This window comes from Bacillus atrophaeus (assembly GCF_001584335.1).
Classification (GTDB): domain Bacteria; phylum Bacillota; class Bacilli; order Bacillales; family Bacillaceae; genus Bacillus; species Bacillus atrophaeus.
In genome coordinates this window covers 142,641-162,104 of record NZ_LSBB01000018.1, presented here as the reverse complement: position 1 = coordinate 162,104, position 19,464 = coordinate 142,641, and the positions used below count along the sequence as shown (strand labels likewise).

General features: G+C 39.7%; 17 protein-coding genes, 4 pseudogenes and 1 other annotated feature. Of the genes and pseudogenes, 8 read left to right on the top strand and 13 right to left on the bottom strand.

All coding sequences use genetic code 11. From position 1 onward, the window contains the following. Positions 1-642 precede the first annotated feature (642 nt). Positions 643-906 carry a barstar family protein gene (locus AXI57_RS09580; RefSeq protein WP_061670242.1) on the bottom strand — a complete coding sequence of 88 codons (264 nt, stop codon included), beginning with the start codon at positions 904-906 and terminating at the stop codon, positions 643-645. A 99-nt stretch (positions 907-1,005) separates the two neighbouring features. Continuing rightward, positions 1,006-1,080, bottom strand: a pseudogene (locus AXI57_RS21565) (sigma-70 family RNA polymerase sigma factor); the annotation flags it as partial. Between the two features lie 51 nt (positions 1,081-1,131). On the opposite strand from AXI57_RS21565, the gene AXI57_RS09575 reads away from it, so the two are divergent. Further along, positions 1,132-1,338, top strand: coding sequence for a chromosome partitioning protein ParA (locus AXI57_RS09575; RefSeq protein WP_081112771.1), 207 nt, complete (start codon positions 1,132-1,134; stop codon positions 1,336-1,338). Positions 1,339-2,048: 710 nt separating this feature from the next. Here the strand turns inward: AXI57_RS09575 and AXI57_RS20815 are convergent. Next, complete coding sequence (locus AXI57_RS20815; RefSeq protein ID WP_238380183.1) at positions 2,049-2,315, bottom strand: ABC-2 transporter permease; 267 nt, start codon at positions 2,313-2,315, stop codon at positions 2,049-2,051. Positions 2,316-2,478: 163 nt separating this feature from the next. Next, a pseudogene (gene terS, locus AXI57_RS22025) lies at positions 2,479-2,805 on the bottom strand (phage terminase small subunit); the annotation flags it as partial. 180 nt (positions 2,806-2,985) lie between these two features. On the opposite strand from terS, the gene AXI57_RS09565 reads away from it, so the two are divergent. Continuing rightward, a complete protein-coding gene (locus tag AXI57_RS09565) occupies positions 2,986-3,111 on the top strand; it encodes a YjcZ family sporulation protein (protein WP_061669944.1) in 126 nt (41 codons plus the stop codon). Positions 3,112-3,785: 674 nt separating this feature from the next. Here the strand turns inward: AXI57_RS09565 and AXI57_RS09560 are convergent. From AXI57_RS09560 to AXI57_RS09550, 3 genes and pseudogenes are all read right to left on the bottom strand, one after another. Next, positions 3,786-4,001 (bottom strand): XtrA/YqaO family protein, encoded by a 216-nt coding sequence (locus AXI57_RS09560; protein ID WP_061669943.1) that lies wholly within the window; start codon positions 3,999-4,001, stop codon positions 3,786-3,788. A 39-nt stretch (positions 4,002-4,040) separates the two neighbouring features. Beyond that, positions 4,041-4,384 (bottom strand): annotated as a pseudogene (locus AXI57_RS09555) (RusA family crossover junction endodeoxyribonuclease); the annotation flags it as partial. Between the two features lie 310 nt (positions 4,385-4,694). Then, positions 4,695-5,579 (bottom strand): LysR family transcriptional regulator, encoded by an 885-nt coding sequence (locus AXI57_RS09550; RefSeq protein ID WP_061669942.1) that lies wholly within the window; start codon positions 5,577-5,579, stop codon positions 4,695-4,697. Between the two features lie 143 nt (positions 5,580-5,722). On the opposite strand from AXI57_RS09550, the gene AXI57_RS09545 reads away from it, so the two are divergent. Continuing rightward, positions 5,723-6,469: an acetoacetate decarboxylase gene (locus tag AXI57_RS09545; protein ID WP_061669941.1), complete on the top strand. Its 747-nt coding sequence runs from the start codon at positions 5,723-5,725 to the stop codon at positions 6,467-6,469. A 13-nt stretch (positions 6,470-6,482) separates the two neighbouring features. After that, positions 6,483-7,511 carry a ketopantoate reductase family protein gene (locus AXI57_RS09540; RefSeq protein WP_061669940.1) on the top strand — a complete coding sequence of 343 codons (1,029 nt, stop codon included), beginning with the start codon at positions 6,483-6,485 and terminating at the stop codon, positions 7,509-7,511. A 632-nt stretch (positions 7,512-8,143) separates the two neighbouring features. Here AXI57_RS09540 and AXI57_RS09535 read toward each other — a convergent pair. Continuing rightward, positions 8,144-8,551, bottom strand: coding sequence for a hypothetical protein (locus AXI57_RS09535; protein ID WP_061669939.1), 408 nt, complete (start codon positions 8,549-8,551; stop codon positions 8,144-8,146). Between the two features lie 75 nt (positions 8,552-8,626). Between AXI57_RS09535 and AXI57_RS09530 the strand changes: the two are divergent. Next, positions 8,627-8,931: pseudogene (locus AXI57_RS09530) on the top strand (hypothetical protein); the annotation flags it as partial. Between the two features lie 274 nt (positions 8,932-9,205). Here AXI57_RS09530 and AXI57_RS09525 read toward each other — a convergent pair. Together AXI57_RS09525 and AXI57_RS09520 are read right to left on the bottom strand one after the other, a co-directional pair. Then, positions 9,206-9,961: a metal-binding protein ZinT gene (locus AXI57_RS09525; RefSeq protein ID WP_061669938.1), complete on the bottom strand. Its 756-nt coding sequence runs from the start codon at positions 9,959-9,961 to the stop codon at positions 9,206-9,208. A 337-nt stretch (positions 9,962-10,298) separates the two neighbouring features. Beyond that, positions 10,299-11,528, bottom strand: coding sequence for an MFS transporter (locus AXI57_RS09520; RefSeq protein WP_061670241.1), 1,230 nt, complete (start codon positions 11,526-11,528; stop codon positions 10,299-10,301). A gap of 74 nt (positions 11,529-11,602) precedes the next feature. Beyond that, positions 11,603-11,845: a binding site (T-box leader), on the bottom strand. A gap of 259 nt (positions 11,846-12,104) precedes the next feature. Between AXI57_RS09520 and AXI57_RS09515 the strand changes: the two genes are divergently transcribed. Then, on the top strand, positions 12,105-12,413 hold the full coding sequence (locus AXI57_RS09515) for a YrhK family protein (protein WP_061669937.1): 309 nt from the start codon (positions 12,105-12,107) through the stop codon (positions 12,411-12,413). Between the two features lie 33 nt (positions 12,414-12,446). On the opposite strand, the gene AXI57_RS09510 is transcribed toward AXI57_RS09515, so the two are convergent. Then, a complete protein-coding gene (locus AXI57_RS09510; protein ID WP_003325353.1) occupies positions 12,447-13,346 on the bottom strand; it encodes a LysR family transcriptional regulator in 900 nt (299 codons plus the stop codon). 119 nt (positions 13,347-13,465) lie between these two features. On the opposite strand from AXI57_RS09510, the gene AXI57_RS09505 reads away from it, so the two are divergent. After that, positions 13,466-14,662 carry an MFS transporter gene (locus tag AXI57_RS09505; RefSeq protein WP_061669936.1) on the top strand — a complete coding sequence of 399 codons (1,197 nt, stop codon included), beginning with the start codon at positions 13,466-13,468 and terminating at the stop codon, positions 14,660-14,662. Between the two features lie 177 nt (positions 14,663-14,839). Further along, complete coding sequence (locus tag AXI57_RS09500; RefSeq protein ID WP_061669935.1) at positions 14,840-15,466, top strand: 3'-5' exonuclease; 627 nt, start codon at positions 14,840-14,842, stop codon at positions 15,464-15,466. 193 nt (positions 15,467-15,659) lie between these two features. On the opposite strand, the gene AXI57_RS09495 is transcribed toward AXI57_RS09500, so the two are convergent. Both AXI57_RS09495 and AXI57_RS09490 read right to left on the bottom strand, forming a co-directional pair. Then, positions 15,660-18,827, bottom strand: a complete 3,168-nt coding sequence (locus tag AXI57_RS09495; protein ID WP_061669934.1) for a bifunctional cytochrome P450/NADPH--P450 reductase — start codon at positions 18,825-18,827, stop codon at positions 15,660-15,662. A gap of 37 nt (positions 18,828-18,864) precedes the next feature. Then, positions 18,865-19,434, bottom strand: a complete 570-nt coding sequence (locus tag AXI57_RS09490) for a transcriptional regulator FatR (protein WP_003325349.1) — start codon at positions 19,432-19,434, stop codon at positions 18,865-18,867. Between the last annotated feature and the right edge of the window lie 30 nt (positions 19,435-19,464).

The window sequence follows — 19,464 nt, the reverse complement described above, 5'->3', positions numbered from 1 at the left end:
GTGGTACCGAACGTGTATGACCTGTTTCTTTCAACTGCTGCATAAAGACAATGAAAAAGCGAATCGCGAAACCTGTTCTCGATTATATATAGCTAGCTCGGGTAGCTACACGCATGTGCTATTTGTTTCGGAAGACTGCTTAAATAGGTGAAATACAGATTTTTTATAACTTTCTTCATCGATTGTGTTAAAAGGAAATGATCCGCCATCAGCAATTGCATATTGCAGTTCAAAAACATTTGGGAGTTTAACATATTCACCATTTTTATTAGCACTGACTTTGGATGCTTTTAATGTTTTTAAGGTAGTAACTTTTGAATCAGCTTTTGCAATAGTAGATATTTTGTCGATGCCTTTTATTCAACTATTGCAAGAATAACAGTACTACCAAAGCTAAAAAAATGAGCATCTAAACCCCTCCCTGCCAAGCGGAAACGACAACGATCGTAAAAATAGCTTGCTTAGGGCTCGTTAAGAAAGGCTGTAGTGATAGGCCATAGTGCGCCAATACATTATTTCAAAGTATAAAGTATACTTATGAGGACAAGCTTTCTTGAAAATAAAATACCTCAGCAGCATTCTTGAACCCAAGTAAAGCCGCTAAGCAACTCTTTTCAAATTCACAAAACCAAAAAAGAAAGTCTACTCTATTATTATTTTAAACTCATCTTCTAATTCCTTTTGAGCCCTTTGTAAAACTTCTAATGTATTATCAGCGTATGAACCTAAAAACTTTTTACTAGACTCAAAATTTCTCCAAACTAAAGTTTGCGGCAACTCTATCCACCCTGTAAGGCAATCCCATAAAGCGTCTAAATTTTCCCCATAGTAGTCTGGTAAGTCTAATTTATCTTTTAATGCATTATGTAACCCTAATGTAAAATCGGGGTGTTGCTCAGTATGGATGAGATGGCGATCAATGGCCGATGCCGGAAAATTACATAAATAAAGGAGAAGCAAGAAAATTAGGATGGGAAAGCAAAAAAGGTAATTTATCAAAAGTAGCATCGGAGTTGCTGAACCATAGAGTACTCTCTGCAACTGTTGAACCTCTTTCACCATCCAGTGATAGCTGTTGATTAGATTTCCGTTATCCTTTAAGAACTAATACATATTAGCAGGGAGCTAGCCATGATTGAAAAATACATAACTGAAGTTTCTTTAGACTTTTTTAATGGTGATGAAACAGATGTAAAGGATACAATTGAGGAGATTAGACTTTTTGCAAAGACATATGAGAACGATAAAGTAACCGTCTTAAGTGTTACTGAAAACGAATCTTCAAAGGAAAAAACTATAAAGTTCTTTTACAGCACGAAAGAGATACAGATAATCTAGGACGTAAATATGAATATGATGAAGAAAAACTATTCGGTTTCTTTGAAGATGAAGAATAGTTATTACCCCGTTAGCGCATATAAAGAACCCACATTTTAGTGGGTTTTTTCAATTATTCATTTACATAACCATAAAATCTATCTTATTATTAAACCTGCGCAAGGCTGCCCTTTACAGTTTTAATCACTGTTCTGCATGCTCAGGAGCTTCTAAGACATACACAGACCCCGTTTGAACATGTATTACAGGAAGCTGACCCAACATTTATTTAACAATCAGTGACGGAAAATCTATGCTCCCCCCTTTTGTAATTAATAATGAAATCCTCATCATGCATTAACGCGAAATGAAAACAACAAAAAAGACGTATCCCTTCATGATTCGATCGGGCAGGATATTGATTACGGAGATAAAAATGAATAGCTGCATTTGAAAAAGCTATGTATCACTCAGAAACTCATGTTAAATATGTGGATAGCCCTTCTCCCTTCTCATAGAAGGAGATGGGCTCTTTTTCACTTCAATATTGTTTGGATTTCGCTTTTTTGGACCGTAAATTCTATCAGGTAATCCAATGTATGAGTAACACCTAACTTCAAAATACACCACAAACATTGATTTAAGACACCGTTCCTTCTACAACATATGAGAATTGGGATGATTAAACCAATCAGTAAAAATCTCTTTCTGTAGAATTCTACCCCCTTCCTTTAAAATACTTTATTTCTATAAATACGTATCGATAGAAGCCAAGAACAAACATATAGAATCATAACCGAAAACAGAATTAACAAATAAACATTAAGATTTTGTAATGATAATAATATTCGAATACATTCTCTGATTATATCATTCAAATTTCGGAACAAGGTATTAACTAATACCATATAAATACCAAGTAAGATAAGTGAGCCTTTGAACAAATATTGGCTTTTAAACTGATAACTAAATGGAAAGATAAATGAAGCAGATACCATCACAAGGCATACGATAAACATTAAAACATGATTTTTTGCGCCCTAATAATTGCAGCATATTGAATCTGGATTTGGTCCCATATCATATCGACAGGTGAGCGCTCCTGAATCTCTTCCATGATAGAGAGTGTGTCTTGAGGTAAGAATTTTGAGAAAAAGCCGTGAGTTAAAGCGTTTTGATTTCTTAGTGGAGCAGCACCGCCTTTATTCCCTATTGCATTTTTATTACCAAGCGGTGCCCTTCCTCCCTTGTTCCCTTTTGCATTTTTGTTACCTTTTGGAGCGCCTGGACGAAAAAAAGAGCGCTCCCTTTCGATTTAGGAGCGCTCACGTTAATTTTTTCTTCCCATTTATCGTTTGCCTTCCATTTGCGGACAGTGCTGCTTGTTACTTTTAATTGCTCAGCAATGTCTTTTAACTTCTTACTCCCGCAGCTCTCTTCCCACAAACGAAAAGCTTTGTCTCTACGTGGATCTCGTGGTCTTGGCATTACATCTCACCCACCTCCGGACCTCATGTTTGAGTTTGTGTTTGTTTTAATAGCTTTTGCTGATGTGTCCGCTATGGCACCTTTAGACAAAATATTCATTTCTTCTTTTTAGACTTAAATCTATGTCAAAAATTATTGTTTGGCATACCTTATACTATCTCCCCTAAAGGAGGTGGAAATATGGGATTCTTCGGTGGATATTCTAACGGAAATACTGGTTACTCAAATGGATATGGTAGCTCCTTCGCTTTGATCGTGGTGCTATTCATTTTGTTAATCATTGTTGGCGCTACATTCCTTTATTAGTCTTGAGGCATTTTAATCCAAACGGCCTTTTGGGAATTCACCTCCTTGTACGACAGACGCCATAAGAAGTTTTTATGGCGTTATGCTATGTTATTAACTTTACCGATGCTGCCAAAGTTTCTAAATCAGCGTTAAAATAAAAAGAGAGGATCATTCTAAAGCCTCTCTTTTTATTTTCTTTTATAGCTACTTTTACATTCCAGGTTCAGTGGTGAAATATTAAAAGCACCCCTAAGGATGCTTTTTTATTTTCTGCTCTTTATGTAATCTTCTTTACTGATCCCTAAAAGCTCAATTGTTCTTGTCATGTTTTCACCTCCTACCTATATATCGGCAAGAGATCTAAGCAAAAAACCCTTTGCAGAATTTGCCGAACGATGATCCTTCTCTTTAATCCTAATCCAATTCATACTCAAATGTAGCAGCCCATTGTCTGTCTCGCTATGTTTTATATTGAAAGAAGCTTAAAAGAATTTTAAAAAGCATCCGGTTAGGATGCTTTAATTAAAATTTGTTTTTATTTTTCACTATTGCCTTGTGATGTTGATATTCTAATTCATGTCTCTCAAATAGTTTCCTATGTTTGATCAATATATCTTTCTTAAAAATGGAGTCTATTTCATCAATATCCTCTAATGACCCATTATCTTTTAAAAGAAACGCTTTTAGTTCAACTAGATTGGCTGGATTGTAATTTTCTTTGAAATTTTTAAAGCTAGACTCTGGTCCATATGGAAAGTATGAATCACTGTTTTACCATGTTCAGGAGCTTCTAAGACATGTGCAGTACCTTGATTCCCATCTAAAACAATGATCTGAACTTTCCCTGGGTCAATCTTCTCCTCAATCGTAAAATCTTTTCTAATGTTTATTTCTCTTGGATTGTACACTCAAAACAACTGAGGCTAAGCGCTTCGGTGTTTTTTATTTTAGGCAGAAACCTCGATTATCATGACTTCCATCCTTGGGTCTTCGCTATAAAACTTACTGACTTTCAGATCCACTTCTTGACTATCATCTTTATAAATAAGATGGTTCAGAGCATCTTTCACACCCTTTACATAATTATCAACGTCGGGCTTTGTAGTCGGCCGCAGAAGACCTTTTTCAGCTTTTCCTTTCTTCTTTGATGAGTTTGAAACCGACTTCGGCATAGGTCTGTACACTTTGACATTCATTGCGTTAGGCCCAGTTATAAGATTTTCGGTCGATGCTGAGACCAACCAATCCCCATATACTGCTAAAAGTGCTTTGATTTCGCTGGATCACGCATGCAATCCAACTGTTCTTTACTCCCGTCCAGCTGTTCAGACCGAAAAGCCATCTAATATTTAATTTAAAAAGGTACATTTTGTTACATGATTTTCTTTTTTTACGGCAATATCAATACTTTCGAGGCTTCCGGTAAAGGAGAGAGCGTCAAAAATTCCACACAAAAAAGGATAACTTTTCGCTATCCCTCTCCTTCATTTTTAAGTAATTTTTTCTGAAATTGCCTTTAGATTTTTTCATTATGAACGTGTCGATGATGAAATGAATGCATACGTTAAAAATTTTCTAAAGTACTAATGGAAACACCTTTATTAAACCTTGAACATCTCATAGTTATCTTTATAGTATGAAATAATAAAATCACGAAAATTTCTTACCGAAGAAGATAATACTTTATGCCTTATCCAAGATAAGCCGACTGGATATGTAGCAGAATTATCAGCAATTTTTATATAATGTAACCCCAATGTTCTACAAACTGAAATAGGAAGTAAAGCAACACCCTGATCAAGCTTTATAATTTCGACCAGTAAATTAGAATCGACCTCAAATGCATGATTTGGGCTGAAGCCTGCTTTCTCACAAAGTGAGGTTGTAAAACCACTATACTCCTCATTATTGGCAAGTGAAATAAATGGCTCATCAGCGACTTGGCTTAACGAAATTTCAGTTTTATCTGCATACCTGTGGTTCGAGGGTAAAACCAGAACAATATCTTCATTTATCAGCACACAACTCTCTATCTCTTCATCTTGAATAGGATGACTTGCTATTCCTAAATCGATATCCCCTTTTTTTAAACTCGTCATTATTCCGCTTTTTACTCCGATTCCCTGCTGAATTTTTGATTCAGGAAAGCGGTTAATATATTCACTGATTAGCTTGCTAAGGAATCTAGCATTGGAAATCGATATTCTAATGGCATTCGCAATTTGATGTTCCTCTGATTGAATTTCCATTTGTGCATTTTCGATCTCAGTAAAAATCCTGTTTACATGCTTCAACAGAATTTTTCCTGACGAACTCAATTGGATATTCCTCCCTTTCCTCTCAAATAATTTAGTTCCCAATTCATCCTCAAGTCTTCTAATCGTCAGGCTTAAAGAAGGCTGGGCGATATTTAATAGTTTGGCTGCTTTAGACATGTGTTCTGTAAAGGCAACTGTCTGAAAGTATTTTAGCTGAAGTAATTCCATCTATTTAGACTCCTTATTTATTACAATAAATATATATATACATTATTATGTATTAGATTAAATGTAAATATAGATGTAATCTAATTACGTAAGACATATGAAAAAAGAATCGCTTTTGAGTGAAAAAAGGAAGGTGTCATGACATGAAAATTGATGTAAATAACATAGCAAAAAACTTCAATACACCATTAACAGCTCCATCATATCCCGTACCAACCTATAAATTTGTTAACCGTGAGTACCTTAATATCATTTACCGAACAGATGAAAAAGCTTTACGAGCGGCAGTGCCAGAACCTCTTGAAATCAATGAGCCTTTGGTTAAATTTGAAGTGATGTGGATGCCCGATGTTTCTGGGCTAGGTGCTTATACTGAGGCTGGACAAGTCATTCCTGTTTCATTTAATGGTGAGGAAGGTGATTATGTACATTCAATGTACGTGGACAACTTCCCCGCGATCGCCAGTGGAAGAGAGCTTAGTGCTTATCCAAAGAAATTGGGAAATCCAAATCTATATGTAGATTCCGATACCCTTGTTGGTACGCTTGATTACGGTTCACTTCGTGTGGCAACGGCTACGATGGGATATAAACACGTTGAAATGGATAAAGAACAAGCTAAAAGTGAAATTTGCCGACCTAATTTCATGGTTAAAATCGTAACAGATTATAGTGGTAAGTTAAGGGTTTGTGACTTGGTAAGAACACAAATTACAGATATTGAAATTAAAGGGGCATGGACAGGTCCCGCACGACTTCAATTGTTCGAACATGCTTTAGCACCTTTAGCTGATTTACCCGTATTAGAAGTCGTTTCGGCATCACATATCTTAACGGATTTGACCTTAAATAATGTACGACCTGTTTATAATTATTTAGAGGAAAAATAAGGAGGATTTTCTAATGAGAATTGCAGTGTTAGGAGCAGGTTCTTTAGGAACCATAGTTGGAGCGTATCTTGCTGCCGGCGGAATGGATGTTGAATTAATCGATACTTATCAAGCACATGTAGATGCTTTAAATCATAAAGGTGCAAAAGTGATCGGTACAACAGACTTTCAAGCAAAGGTGAAAGCCATTACCCCTGAAAACAAGTCAGGAAAATATGATTTAGTCTTACTTCTAACGAAACAATTATATAACGATTCAGTGCTGCAAGAGTTGCTTCCGTTTTTAGGGGCCGATAGCATTGTATGCTCCTTACAAAACGGTATACCAGAAGAAAAAGTAGCATCCATTGTCGGTCGTGAACGTACAATTGCAGGTTCTGTTGAATTTGGTGCTACGTTTATTGAACCAGGCGTGTCTCGTCTTACAACCGAATATGCTCACTTTAAGAAGTACGCTTTTCAAATTGGAGAGTTAAACGGTGAAATAACAGAAAGAATCCAGCGAATTAAATCTATTTTAGACCTTGTGGGCGGAACGCATATTTCCGACAATTTAGTTGGAACGAAGTGGTCAAAACTACTTATTAATAATGCGTTCAGTGGTTTATCGGCAGCATTAAACGGAAAATATGGAGACATTCTTGACAATGAAATTGGCATTGTTAGTGCAGTTCATATTGCAGATGAGACAATCAAGGTTGGACACGCAAATGGTGTCACATTTGCTAAAATGGGGGGCCTTGATATAGAATCATTGGAATTAACAAGCGAAAATGACCTTCCTGATCGTATCCAAACGTTTAGGGCAGCAATGGAATCATCAAGATTGTTAAAAGCGAGTATGCTTCAGGATATTGAAAAGAAACGCAAAACTGAGATTGATTACATTAATGGAGTTGTTCCAAGATTAGCTGAAGGGACAGGCATTTCAACTCCTTATAATGATATAGTTGTTAAATTAGTCAAAACAGCCGAACAATATCAAACTGTTCCAAATTTTGATGTCAACATTAAGTTCTTTAAAGATTTGATTAGTGCTTAAATTTCCCCAGTGAAATTTAAAAATTGCTTTTTATCTTAGTACACCTTCGCCCTCAAAGGGATTTTGAGAAACTTATGATGAATAGACATACGATTATTTAAATTTATTTCCACCCTACAGAATGAACGGATTGCGAAGGGAAGTATACATCAGTAAAACAACGTTATACGTTACTTAGTTAATTAAATGATTTTGAGTAAGTTATTCTTATTCCATTCTTGAAATTCAACCAGTCAAAATACCTTGTTGATGCAGACAATTTAATTGTCTGCTTTTCATTTTGCAAAGGTTTTAAGAGATCATAACCCATGGTTCAAGCAGCCCATGCGCTGGATCACGGATGCGAACATGGTAGCAGCCGTATCAAATGCAGAAGGAATGGGTGTTTTAGGCCCTAACACTAGTGCAAAATCAACATCCTCCCGCTCGACCTGCCTGTAAATAGTGGATATATCTGCCCGCTTGGGTCAGATTCTTTCAGCCACTTTATATCAACTTTGATATATTTTGTAAGAAAAGAAAATGAAAGACTGCTGCTAAATCAGTTTAAATCAGTACACAAAAGAGCCGCAACTGGCGCTTCTTTTGTGCAATCCATACTTTAAATAAACTTAAAGAAAAAAATTCGTTATTTATTGTACAGTACTATAATCAAAAACAATTTCTTTCTTATCTAAATTCCCCTTAAAATTTTCAGCATAGGTCATAGTTAAATGTACGTTTTTATCTATCCACCAAGTACCATCATCAGTATTCGTATCCCAAGTAACATCTATATCCCTGCCAAAATTCTCAAAAAACGCCAAATTCCCAATTGCTACTGTTTTTCCGTTAATCTTATAATATATGAAAACAATTTTCTTATCAAAAATACCCGATCCGTGCTTTACGATTCTTAAACTGTAAAGCTTATTAGGACATTGCTCCTCAAGAACAATTTCTGGGTTTAAGAATAAAACATAACAAACCAATATAATGGGTATAATCATTAACCTTTTAAAAGTTTTTTTGTCGATATTAAACCCCTCCACACGAACCATTGTTGCAAAAATCCATTTAACAGGATATCCCCCATCTTTTGGACGTTTTTTCCCTAAAAAAGTTGTATCTTCCCTAAGGATAAAGAAGGGAATGAAATAATCCTGATCGACGTTCTGAAGTCAGAAAATGAAGATGTGATTGATCCAATCCAGCTTAATATGGAGTTTTTAAAAAGTTGAAGCAATACATTGACATTTTAGATGACCGTGAGAAAGTTGAGCGGGTTGGGCTTGATTTAAAGAATGAAAAAACGCAACGTGAGATTGCCAAAGAACTCAGTATTTTGCACAGCTATATATCTCGGAATGAGAAACGGACGCTGATGAAGATGTTTCATGAGTTCTACCGGGCGGAGAGGGAGAAACGGAAGAAATGTGAAGAGGGCAAAAAGCTGCTGACGAGGAGTCAGCAGCTAACACAGGGGCATCTAACTGTAGAGATCCATATAAATAGTGTGTATTAGTATTCGCGAATGATGTATTCAATATTCCGCCCAGTATTTCCAACTCACTTAGATTTTGTTCAGGGGGAAAGAACTTTGACCAATCTTTAGAAAGGCCACGGGTGATGAGAAGACGATCAAGTCATACATTCAGTGAAGCACAGAGTTCAAGCTTCATAAAGATCTAGGCGTGCCCTTTCTTCACTCCCATTTAATGCGCCATCATCTCGTGGGCAATATCGTGTCCATCCATTTCTGACGGGTAGTATGTAGGCCAGTTTTTGACTTCATCAAGTAAAGCTTCACGGTCGTCACCCCAATACAGATGGTAATGACTGGATTTAGTCGGATAGATACTATGATCACTAAACTGAATATACTGAGGAAGTCCTTCAGCTTCTTTAGTCCGTTTGAATATGTATTTTACCCCTCTATTGCCCGCATCATATGTTAGAATTTCGTACCCGTCATAAGTATACTCACCAGAATATTCTTTTCCATTTTTGAAGAATGTTACAGTATCTTGTTGAATTAAGATACGTTCAACATCTGTTTTATACCCTTTTTTGTAATACTCTTTATATTCTTCAGCTGTCATATCATCTTCATGTTCTGCTTTATAAGAAAATACTTCGTCAAGAGTACCATCTTGCAGGTATGGATATACAGATTGCCAGTCTCCTTTCCAATCAGAAAGTGAACGATCCTTTACTTGACTGTTTTTAAAATAGCCCTCATAAATTTTTTCTGTTTTCTCATCATGTGCATGACTATGATCGTGAGCATGTTCGTGTGTGTGACTTTCAGATGTTGGCTCTTGCGTTTTAGAAGAGTCTTCTGTCGCTGACGAAGATGATGTTGTTTTATTAGACTCACCTTCGGATGAACCTGAAGTCTGACATCCTGCCAATACTAGTAACGAACCAATTGTTAATATACCTAACTTCTTTGCCAATAAAATCTTCATTACACCACTCCTTTTATACAAATCGAAAACATTACGATTTATATTATACATATATCTTGTGTAAACATCAAAGGTAAAATGACCCTAATAGCCCTTTAAGAACTTCAGGCTGTCGAGAAAATTTCGACAGCCTTCAATTTTCTTAAATGGAAAACAAAAGAACCAAAACTGGCGGATCTTTTGGTGTATATATAGAATCTGGTAATTTTCCAATCTCTATTTCGAAATAAGGGAAATTGCGAAGGGGAAATGATAAAAGCGACTTCGCCTCATGTCAGTCATCCTTCAAAAAACTCGCGGCAGATTAATTGACGTCATCTGCTGCTTTTTGCTCTTTCTAAATGTATGTCTCATGCGTCCCAGCCCTTTTCGGCTGAAACAGAAATATACATAATATGATTGAAAATAAAAACATGATGACAGCTCCGAGAATGACAACATACTGAATGGATATAAACTGGGCACCGATGCCAAAACAGAGTGTGGCAATGATTATTAATGCGGCCTCACTCAGCGCATATATACTGCCTACCCTTCCCATCACTTCCACTGGTATGTTTTTTTGACAAAAGGTCATAAAGCCTGTGTTAGCAAAGGCTAAGAAAAAAGCGAGAACAAAAAAGCCGCATGCCGCCATGAGAAAGAAATTTGAAAAGGCATAGATGATATAGCCGGCTGAGACAAATAATGAACCCAGCCCCATTAATAAAGAAGTGGGCAGTTTTTTCACAAAAACAGAATTCACAAAAGCCCCGACGATAATTCCAGCTCCTGCCACACTGACAAGAAATCCATAGTCTGTGTCAGATAATTGAAGAATTTCTTTACAAAAAGCGGCTTCAAGCGAATCTATAGCTGTCATCATGACTGTTAACACACAAGTGAATAAAAAATAGATACACATGATATAGCTATTTTTGCGGCTGAATCGGATCACAACATTCCAATCTTTTCTTAGCAGATTAACAGAAAGCTTTTCTGTTATTTCAGCCCTTTTTTCAAGCTTGGGCATAAACGAAGTTATGACTCCTGATATCAATAAGGCAAACGCATTGATATAGATGGCAAATATCGGGGTGCCTATTAAAAAGAGCATTCCGGCAATAGACGGACCAAGCAGAAAGCCTCCGGAATCAAGCAAGGCGCGAAGGGAGTTAAATCGCTTTCTGTGATCAGGGGGAATTAATTTGGTGATATAAGCCATAGAGGCCGGTCTGAACATAGAATTTGCCATATTGATGAAAAAGACAATGAAATAAATTGAATAGACAGGCCATATGGAGAGAAGGAGCGGAATCACCGCAATACATACAGCTCTTATGAAATCTAATGCAATCATGAGGTTTCGTTGATGTAAACGATCTATTAAACTTCCGGACCAGACATTTGTGAACAGAGCAGCCAGCGGTTTTAAGATATAAAGGATTGACACCGCCAAAGCCGAACCGGTTTCTTTAAGTACAATGAGATTGAGGGATATAAAATAAATCCATTCACCAATAGTTGAAATTCCAATTGCCCCCAAGAGAAACGCGGGATATTTCCAAGATTCTATTAATCTTTTCATATGCATCTTCCTTCCCCCTTACGAAAGCTTTCGCCCTTTACAAATAAAAAAAATCCCGTCCCAAGACGTCATGTCTTGAGGACGAGATTTTTCCCGTGGTGCCACCTCAGTTTGTTTATATGTCACCATACAAACCTTAGCAGGTAACTAAGATTACCCATCTCGATAACAGGAGTACCTGTCACACCATCTTCCTTGTAAGGATTCCGATGTGAAGCTGAGAGGCTTGGTTCAATACATTCACTCATGCTCCTTTCCAGCTTCCGGAGCTCTCTGTAAAGAATTAATGTATTTACTCTTCTCTTCATCGCTTTTATATATGGAAATATTTATATTTTTATTCATTATAAATTACCTTACTTTCCTTTATACGTCAATACAAATTTCTAACAAATGCGTTTACGTCCCCCCTTGCTGCTTATCCGCAGGAGACTGTGTCACTTTGTTTTGATCAGTAACAGACACTCTTTAATATATTGTTCAAGTGAATATTCAGAATGATCAATATATTACAAACTGTTTTGTTTAGCAGCCATTTAAAACTGGGAAACAAAAAAAGAGATTGGAGGAAGGTCAATGAAACACAAAGAAGAGCGTGACATGAAGGCTCGTATGGAACGATATGAGATGTTTTTCAAAAAAAGATATAAAGTCCTTTATACTGTAAATGATTTTATGATTGGCGTATTATTTCTTGTCGGGAGCTTTTTTTTCTTCTCTGAAAAAATGAAGTCTGCGGGAATATGGCTGTTTGTGATCGGAAGCTTCCTGCTTTTGATCAGGCCTACGATCCGTCTGATCCACGATTTTCATTATCGGAAACATCTTAAAAAACAGTATAAGCCACATAGACAAGCAGCTGGTCACAGCCAGTCTTTTGATTGATTGGCTGTTTGTATGGAAAGTCAAGACCAGAGCCTACATGAAGCTCTGGTCTTTGTGCTGTCGGTAAAAATCAATGACAAAGCTTTTAAAACGCTGGGCCGCCGGGGGCAAATCCCGGTCCTTCAGCTGGGCCAAGGCGATGGTGCGCTCGCATTTATAATCAGCGACATGACAAAACACAACAGGAAAGTGCTGGTGTTCCGCAGTTTTCGGCAATACAGCCGCGCCTAATCCTGAGGCTGCCAGGCCGAGTATAGTTGAGACCTCTTCCCCTTCAAAGGCGAGCTGCGGGCTGATTTGCAGCTCATTGCACATGAGATCGAACATATATCTCAGTCCATATCCTGGTTTAAAGCCTACAAAGTCTTCATACTGTAAGCTTTGAATCTCAATTTCCTTTTGCTTTGCGAGCGGATGAGCCTCGGGAAGAACCAAATATAAAGGTTCTTTATCTAAAATCGTCCATTCCAGCAAATCGTTTGGAAGAGGCGGTGAGCTCAGGCAAATATCCGCCTCTCCCGTTTCTACCATTTGATGAAGCGTTTCGTTTGCCCCCTGGTAAAGCCTGAAAGTGACGTTCGGATAATGCTTCTTAAATTCTGCAATGAGCTGCGGCATGAGCCGAGAGCCGAGTGTATGTAAAAAAGAAACCGATATTTCTCCATATTCAAGGCTCATGCTTTTTTCAATTTGTTCAATCCCTTCATTAAGCGCGCGCCGCGCCTGTCTTGCTTTTATCAGAAACTGCTCGCCGTGCCTTGTGAGCCTGACAGCTTTCGATGTTCTGGTGAGTAAAGGAACACCCAGCTCTTCTTCAAGTTTCAGAATAGATCTGCTAAGAGCCGGCTGGGAAATTCTTTGCTCCCGCGCGGCGTTTGTAAAGTGCTGATGTTTGGCTACCGCGATAAAGTTATCTATCTGATGAAGCTCCATTTTTGAATCCCCCAATCATAACAAAAACACATCGTATTGATAGCAATTATAAATTAGACACATAACAATGTGAAGCGTAGGATGGATGGTATAACCAAATCTAAGAAATGAGGGACATCATGGGTTTCATTCAGCCTCATACGAACGATTATCGGAGAGCGAGTTGGGCTCTATTTATCAGCGGTTTTGTCACATTTGCCACGCTGTATACGACGCAGCCGCTTTTGCCCTTGTTTGCAAAGGAATTTCATATATCTGCGGCCGCAGCAAGTCTCACGTTGTCAATTTCAACCGGTGTTTTAGCGTTCTCTTTATTGGCGGCCGCGTCTTTATCAGACGGGCTGGGCAGAAAAAAACTGATGGTGATTTCGATGTCAGCTACATCGATTCTCGGCCTGCTGACCGCCTTCAGTCCCACTTTTTCAGCATTGTTGGCGATGAGAGGGCTGCTTGGCGTCTTTCTCGCAGGTGTGCCCGCTATCGCTATGACATATGTAGGGGAAGAATTCGATCCTAAAGGGCTCGGAAGAATGATGGGTCTTTATATTAGCGGCACGAGCATAGGCGGTATGAGCGGACGGCTGTTAACGGGGCTGCTGACAGACCTTTTCGGCTGGCGGCAAGCGCTGGGAATCATCGGCATATTATCAATTATTTTAAGCTATCTGTTCTGGATTTTCCTTCCTGCTCCCCGGCATTCGGTTAAAAGGCATATCAGTTTGAAAATGGCGTTTAAGGAATACTGCGCTGTTTTTGCCCATAAGCGTCTGCTGCTTTTAATCTCGCTTGGGTTTATTTTAATGGGCAGCTTCGTCACGTTATATAATTACATCGGCTTCCAATTAATGGGCGCTCCTTATCACCTGTCGCAAACAATAATAGGATTCATTTTTGTTGTCTATCTCGCCGGAACCTTCAGTTCTGTTTACATGGGAAAAAAAGCGGACAGTTTTGGCAGCTCTGGAACGATTAAAGTCTCAATCGCCCTAATGGGAGGGGGCGCATTGATGACGCTTTTCCCCCAGCTTCCTCTGAAGATCGCCGGAATCGCAGTCTTTACTTTCGGATTCTTTGGCTCTCACTCTATCGCAAGCTCGTGGGTCGGGCGTGCCGCGGCTGAATATCGCGCTCAAGCATCCTCTCTCTATTTGCTGGCATATTATCTCGGCTCCAGTTTGGCCGGATCAATCGGCGGATTCTTTTGGACCCATTTTCATTGGCTTGGAATCATTGCATTTATCACTGGGTTGCTTCTTCTCTCATATCCGGTTATTTTACTCGCTGAATCTGCACATCACAAAGAAAAGCAGGCATAACAATATGGCTGCTTTTCTGTTTCTATGATCCATTTTCTCTTTTGTTGCACTCAGATATTGTGCAATTTACTGTTTAAAAGCAGCAGCAGCCTGTATACTTATGGCTCAGGCAGTTTTTCTGCTTTGACCGCTCAAACGATAGATTATGAAATAGATAGCTTACTCAGGAGGATCAAAATGAGAGTTGTATCCATTGATTTTGAAACGGCCAATTCTTCCAGAAACAGTGCTTGTTCCTTAGGAATGACCATATTTGAAAATAACAGCATTGTTATGAATCATGAATGGCTGATTCAGCCCAAACAGAATAGATTTCATTCGTTTAATACCGCTCTGCATGGCATTGATGAAAACATGGTGGCGAATGAGCCGCGTTTTGATGAGCTTTGGCCTGAAATAAAGCCGTATTTGACAAACGGTCTTGTCATTGCCCATAATGCGAGCTTTGATATCAGTGTTTTGCGAAGCACACTTGATGACTATGGTTTAGATTACCCGGAATTTGAATATACTTGCACTCTGCAAATGGCCAAAAGACACTGGAAGGAACTTGAAAGCTATAAACTTTCCTTTCTCGCAGATCGAATCAACTTCCGATTTAACCATCATAATGCCCGGGAAGATTCGAAGGCTGCCATGCTTATCTTTTTACATATTCAAGAGCAGTATAAAGCCCTTCATTTTACAGAACTTTTGAATCATCTGGACATCAAAAAAGGCACACTGTATGCGGGTGGTTATACACCTTCCCGTCTGATCAAGCCAAAATCAAAGACTAGAAAACCAACCAAACAGAATAGTTAAGTAAAAAGCACAAAAAAATATTAAACTTTTGTATCTTTTGTACGATAATAATACTAAGACCGGCGCGATACTCCCTATAACTATCCTTTTAATCAGTAGATTTCAAATATCGCGCCGGTTTTTTATACTTTTATATGATAAAAACCCCGCCATCTTCATCAGATCGGCGGGTTTTATATTACAAATTACCTATTTATACACCTGTCCAGACATCTTTCACATATCGCCCCTCTTCTTGCAGTTTGCTGATCCATTCTGCTGAGGCTTTACGGCTTTCTCCTTTTACAGCTTCAAAAGCTTCACGGAGCGTTTCTTCTACTTCAGGAGCCATTCGGCTGCCATCTCCGCACACGTAAAAATAAGCGCCTTGATCAAGCAGTGCAATGACTTGTTCAGCATCTTGTTTTAACAGATGCTGGACATACACTTTTGGTTCCGTTTCTCTGCGTGAATAGCTGCGGTGCACATTTACTAAGCCGGCATCTTCTGCTTGATCAAGTTCTTCTCTGTAAAGATCATCTTGTTCCGGATGGCGGCAGCCGAAGTACAGATGGGCTTCGCCAAGTTTATTCCCCTTCTCTTTCCATACACCTCTCGCTTGGATGAACCCTCTGTATGGCGCAATTCCAGTTCCGGGACCGACCATGATAAGAGGTGTCTCAAAGCTCTCAGGCAGACGAAAGCCTGATTGAGGCGTTCTGATAAAGCAGGCCACACGGTCCCCGGCTTTTAGTCCGGCTAAATAATTTGAGGCGACACCCCGATATTCTCCGCGGCCGCTCCAGGCCGGAGATGCCACGACTCCCACTGTAATACTGACTTTATGTTGATAAACTCTGGGCGAGCTTGATATTGAATAGTAGCGCGCCTTTAACGATGGCAGCAGCTCCAAAAATCGTTCAAACGGCATTTCACATGCCGGATAATCCTCTAATAGGTCAATCATTGTAATACGTTTTTTCAGCACTTGATCTTTATATGTCTGATCAGAAAGAAGCATCTCAAGCTCTTTCTTATGCGGAGGGCACACTGTATATGCGGCAAGCTCTCGAAGCTGCGCCCGTGTAGCCGGCTCCTGCAGTTCTACATTTGACGATAAAAGATCAGCTACATTGATCGGCTGTTCTAAAGGAAGGTGGGATACATTCCGGCCGCCGCTGATTTTAACAAGACTGTGCGGCGCCAGGCCGAAACGCTTGATAACTCTGCCGACAAGCTCCTTGCTGTTTTTCGGAAGGATCCCGATATGATCGCCTTCTTTGTAGTCTTCGGCAACAGGCACTTGTAATTCGATATGCCGCGTGTCGCGAGGACTGGTATTCGTTTGAAGCTTCCGATTTTCTTCGACAATTGCTTCAAAAGCGTCATATGTTTTAGCGAGCGGGGTACCTATCGTTTCACTCATAAACTCAATCGACAGAGCCGGTCTCTCTTCTTTTGCAGATGACGCTTGAAGATGGAAGGCCTTCAGCGTATCTTCCCAAAACCTTTGCTCCCACTCTTCTTGGCTGCTTTCAAAGTCATCCGCTGCATCGCCTTCACCGATCGGTATCAGCCGATTTGCTCCTTTTGCTGCCAGCGTTTCATCAATCAGCCGGGGAATTCGCTGATATGTGCCGGCCCAGTTGCGGTTTCCGCAGCCAAACACGGCGTAGTTGACTCCCTTCAATTCACCTGCTTCAAGGGTTTCAATCCATTTCACAAAGCCTGCTGCATTATCCGGCGGAGCACCGTTGTAAGAGGCGGTCACAATTACCACAGCACCTTTAGCGGGCAGATTTCCAATATAATCATCCAGCGGCGCCGTCTCAGTTTGAAAGCCTTGATAGCGTCCGATATCTGCAAGCTCCTCCGCCAGTCCTTCCGCCGTGCCAAGATTTGACCCATAAAGCACGAGGAGAGGGGTGCCATGAGATGGTTTGCCTGCTGTCTCCGCCCGTTTATTTGTTTGTTCTGGTTGTTCTGCCGTTTGTTTTGAAAACGACTTCGGTGCGCTTTTCTTCGGTTTTACCCTGATTTTGAAATGATCCGGCTTAATTGTTAATGCTTCTTTTATTTTCAGCTCATAATCGGTGTGATCGATCAATTCAAAATGCTTGAGAACAAGCCCGAGAACCATTGTCGCTTCCTGAAGCGCAAACTGCATCCCGATACAGGCGCGCTGCCCGTTACCAAACGGTTTATAGGCGTGATTCGGTATGTCGGACGGGTTCTCAAACCGTTCAGGGCGAAAATCTTCGGCATCTTCTCCCCAGACGCTTTGGTCACGATGCAATTTCGGGACCAGCACAGAAACGGGCTGTCCTTTGCTGATTTGATACTGTCCTCCTAAAACCGTATCTTCCTTTGCATAGACTGAAAATGCAGGAGCTGTCGGATATAGACGGAGGGCTTCATTTAAAACCATCCGGATATATTTTAAATGTTGAATTTGTTTATAAGTCGGTGTATCTCCAGTTAATACCTGCTCTGCTTCTTGGCAGGCTTTTTCTAGTTTATCGCGATTTTTGAGCAGACAATATATAGCGAAGGAAAGCAAGCCGCTCGTTGTTTCGTGTCCCGCAATCAGGAACGTAATAATTTGATGCCGGATATTTTCGTCATCAAGCCTTTCCCCTGTTACCGGATCTTCAGCATGAAGCATCAAGGATAGAAGGTCCTTCACGTTTTCATCCGGGTTTTCTTTTCGTTCGGCGATAATTCTGTCCACAAGCGCGTTCATGACTTCAATATCATGCTGAAACTGCTGCTTTGCTTTGACCATCAGCTTATCCTGCAGACTGAGTCTTTGCGTTTGGCGCATGGCCTCCTTCAAAGCGCGAAGCATACTTGTTATAAATGGGTGCTGTGTATCCCGATAAAAGCTGTTGAAACGGTAGTTAAATCCGCATAACCCGATTGTGTCAAGCGTCAGCCGAGTCATATCTTCGGCAACATCAATCTCTTCATTCGGGTTGAGCCTGCTCCATTTTTGTATCAGCTGTTCAGCAATATCAAGCATCATCGAATGATAGCCTTTCATCGCTTTTTGGCTGAAGCTCGGCAAAAGGATACGGTGGGCTTTTTGCCAATTGTGTTCATGAGTCCAGCTTGTAAATAGACCGTCTCCGGAAAATTCACGTACTTTCTGCAAACTATTGCTCAGGTTTTTATCGAAACGAGATTCATCACACACCTCGGCAACCAGTTCATGGCCGGAAACGAAAACGCCGACGGCTCCCGGAAATTCAAACCGGAAAATCGGTCCGTATTCATCAGCTATCCGCCAAAGGGATTGCGAGACCTTTTCTTTATCTAACTGCGGCAAATTTTTCAAAGGTCCGTATGTTTTCGGCTGCGGAATTAAGCTTGCTTGTTTCATAACCATCTTCCTTTCCATTTATGCTCTTCGCAGAAAATCAGTGAAGTTTAATAGCGTCCCAGCAGCATTGCTCCAACTCAGTGATCAGTTCAGCGTTTATCTCTACATCACCCGCTTGCACTAACTGATATATATTAAGAAAAGCCCCGAGAACAATCGCTATTAAAACATTCGACGGCAAGGAACGAATCACGCCTTCACTTTTTCCACGTTTAAAAAAGTCATCCAGCATATGAAGCAGCTGATCAAGAAGCTGCCTGCTTGTTTGATTTAAATAATGTGAATTCTTCTTTGTTTCCAGAAAGAATAACGCATACTCGCTTTCTTTTGTAAAATCGATTAAGCAATAAAAAATGTGTTCAAAACCTTCCCGTACCGGGATGCTTGAAAAATCCTTCCTCACTTTTTTTGTGAAGCGCTGCACGCTCTCTTGATACAATACATTTACAAGCGTTTCTTTACTGTCAAAATAACGATAAATAGTGCCTGCTCCTACATCAGCCCTTTTGGCTATCATAGGAATCGTGGCGGCGTCAAAGCCTCTTTCAGTAAATAGAGAGAGTGACGCCTTCAAGATCATGTCATACTTATTAAGTGCAGTTGTCATTGAAACCTCCGTACCGCCATTTGCGGAATG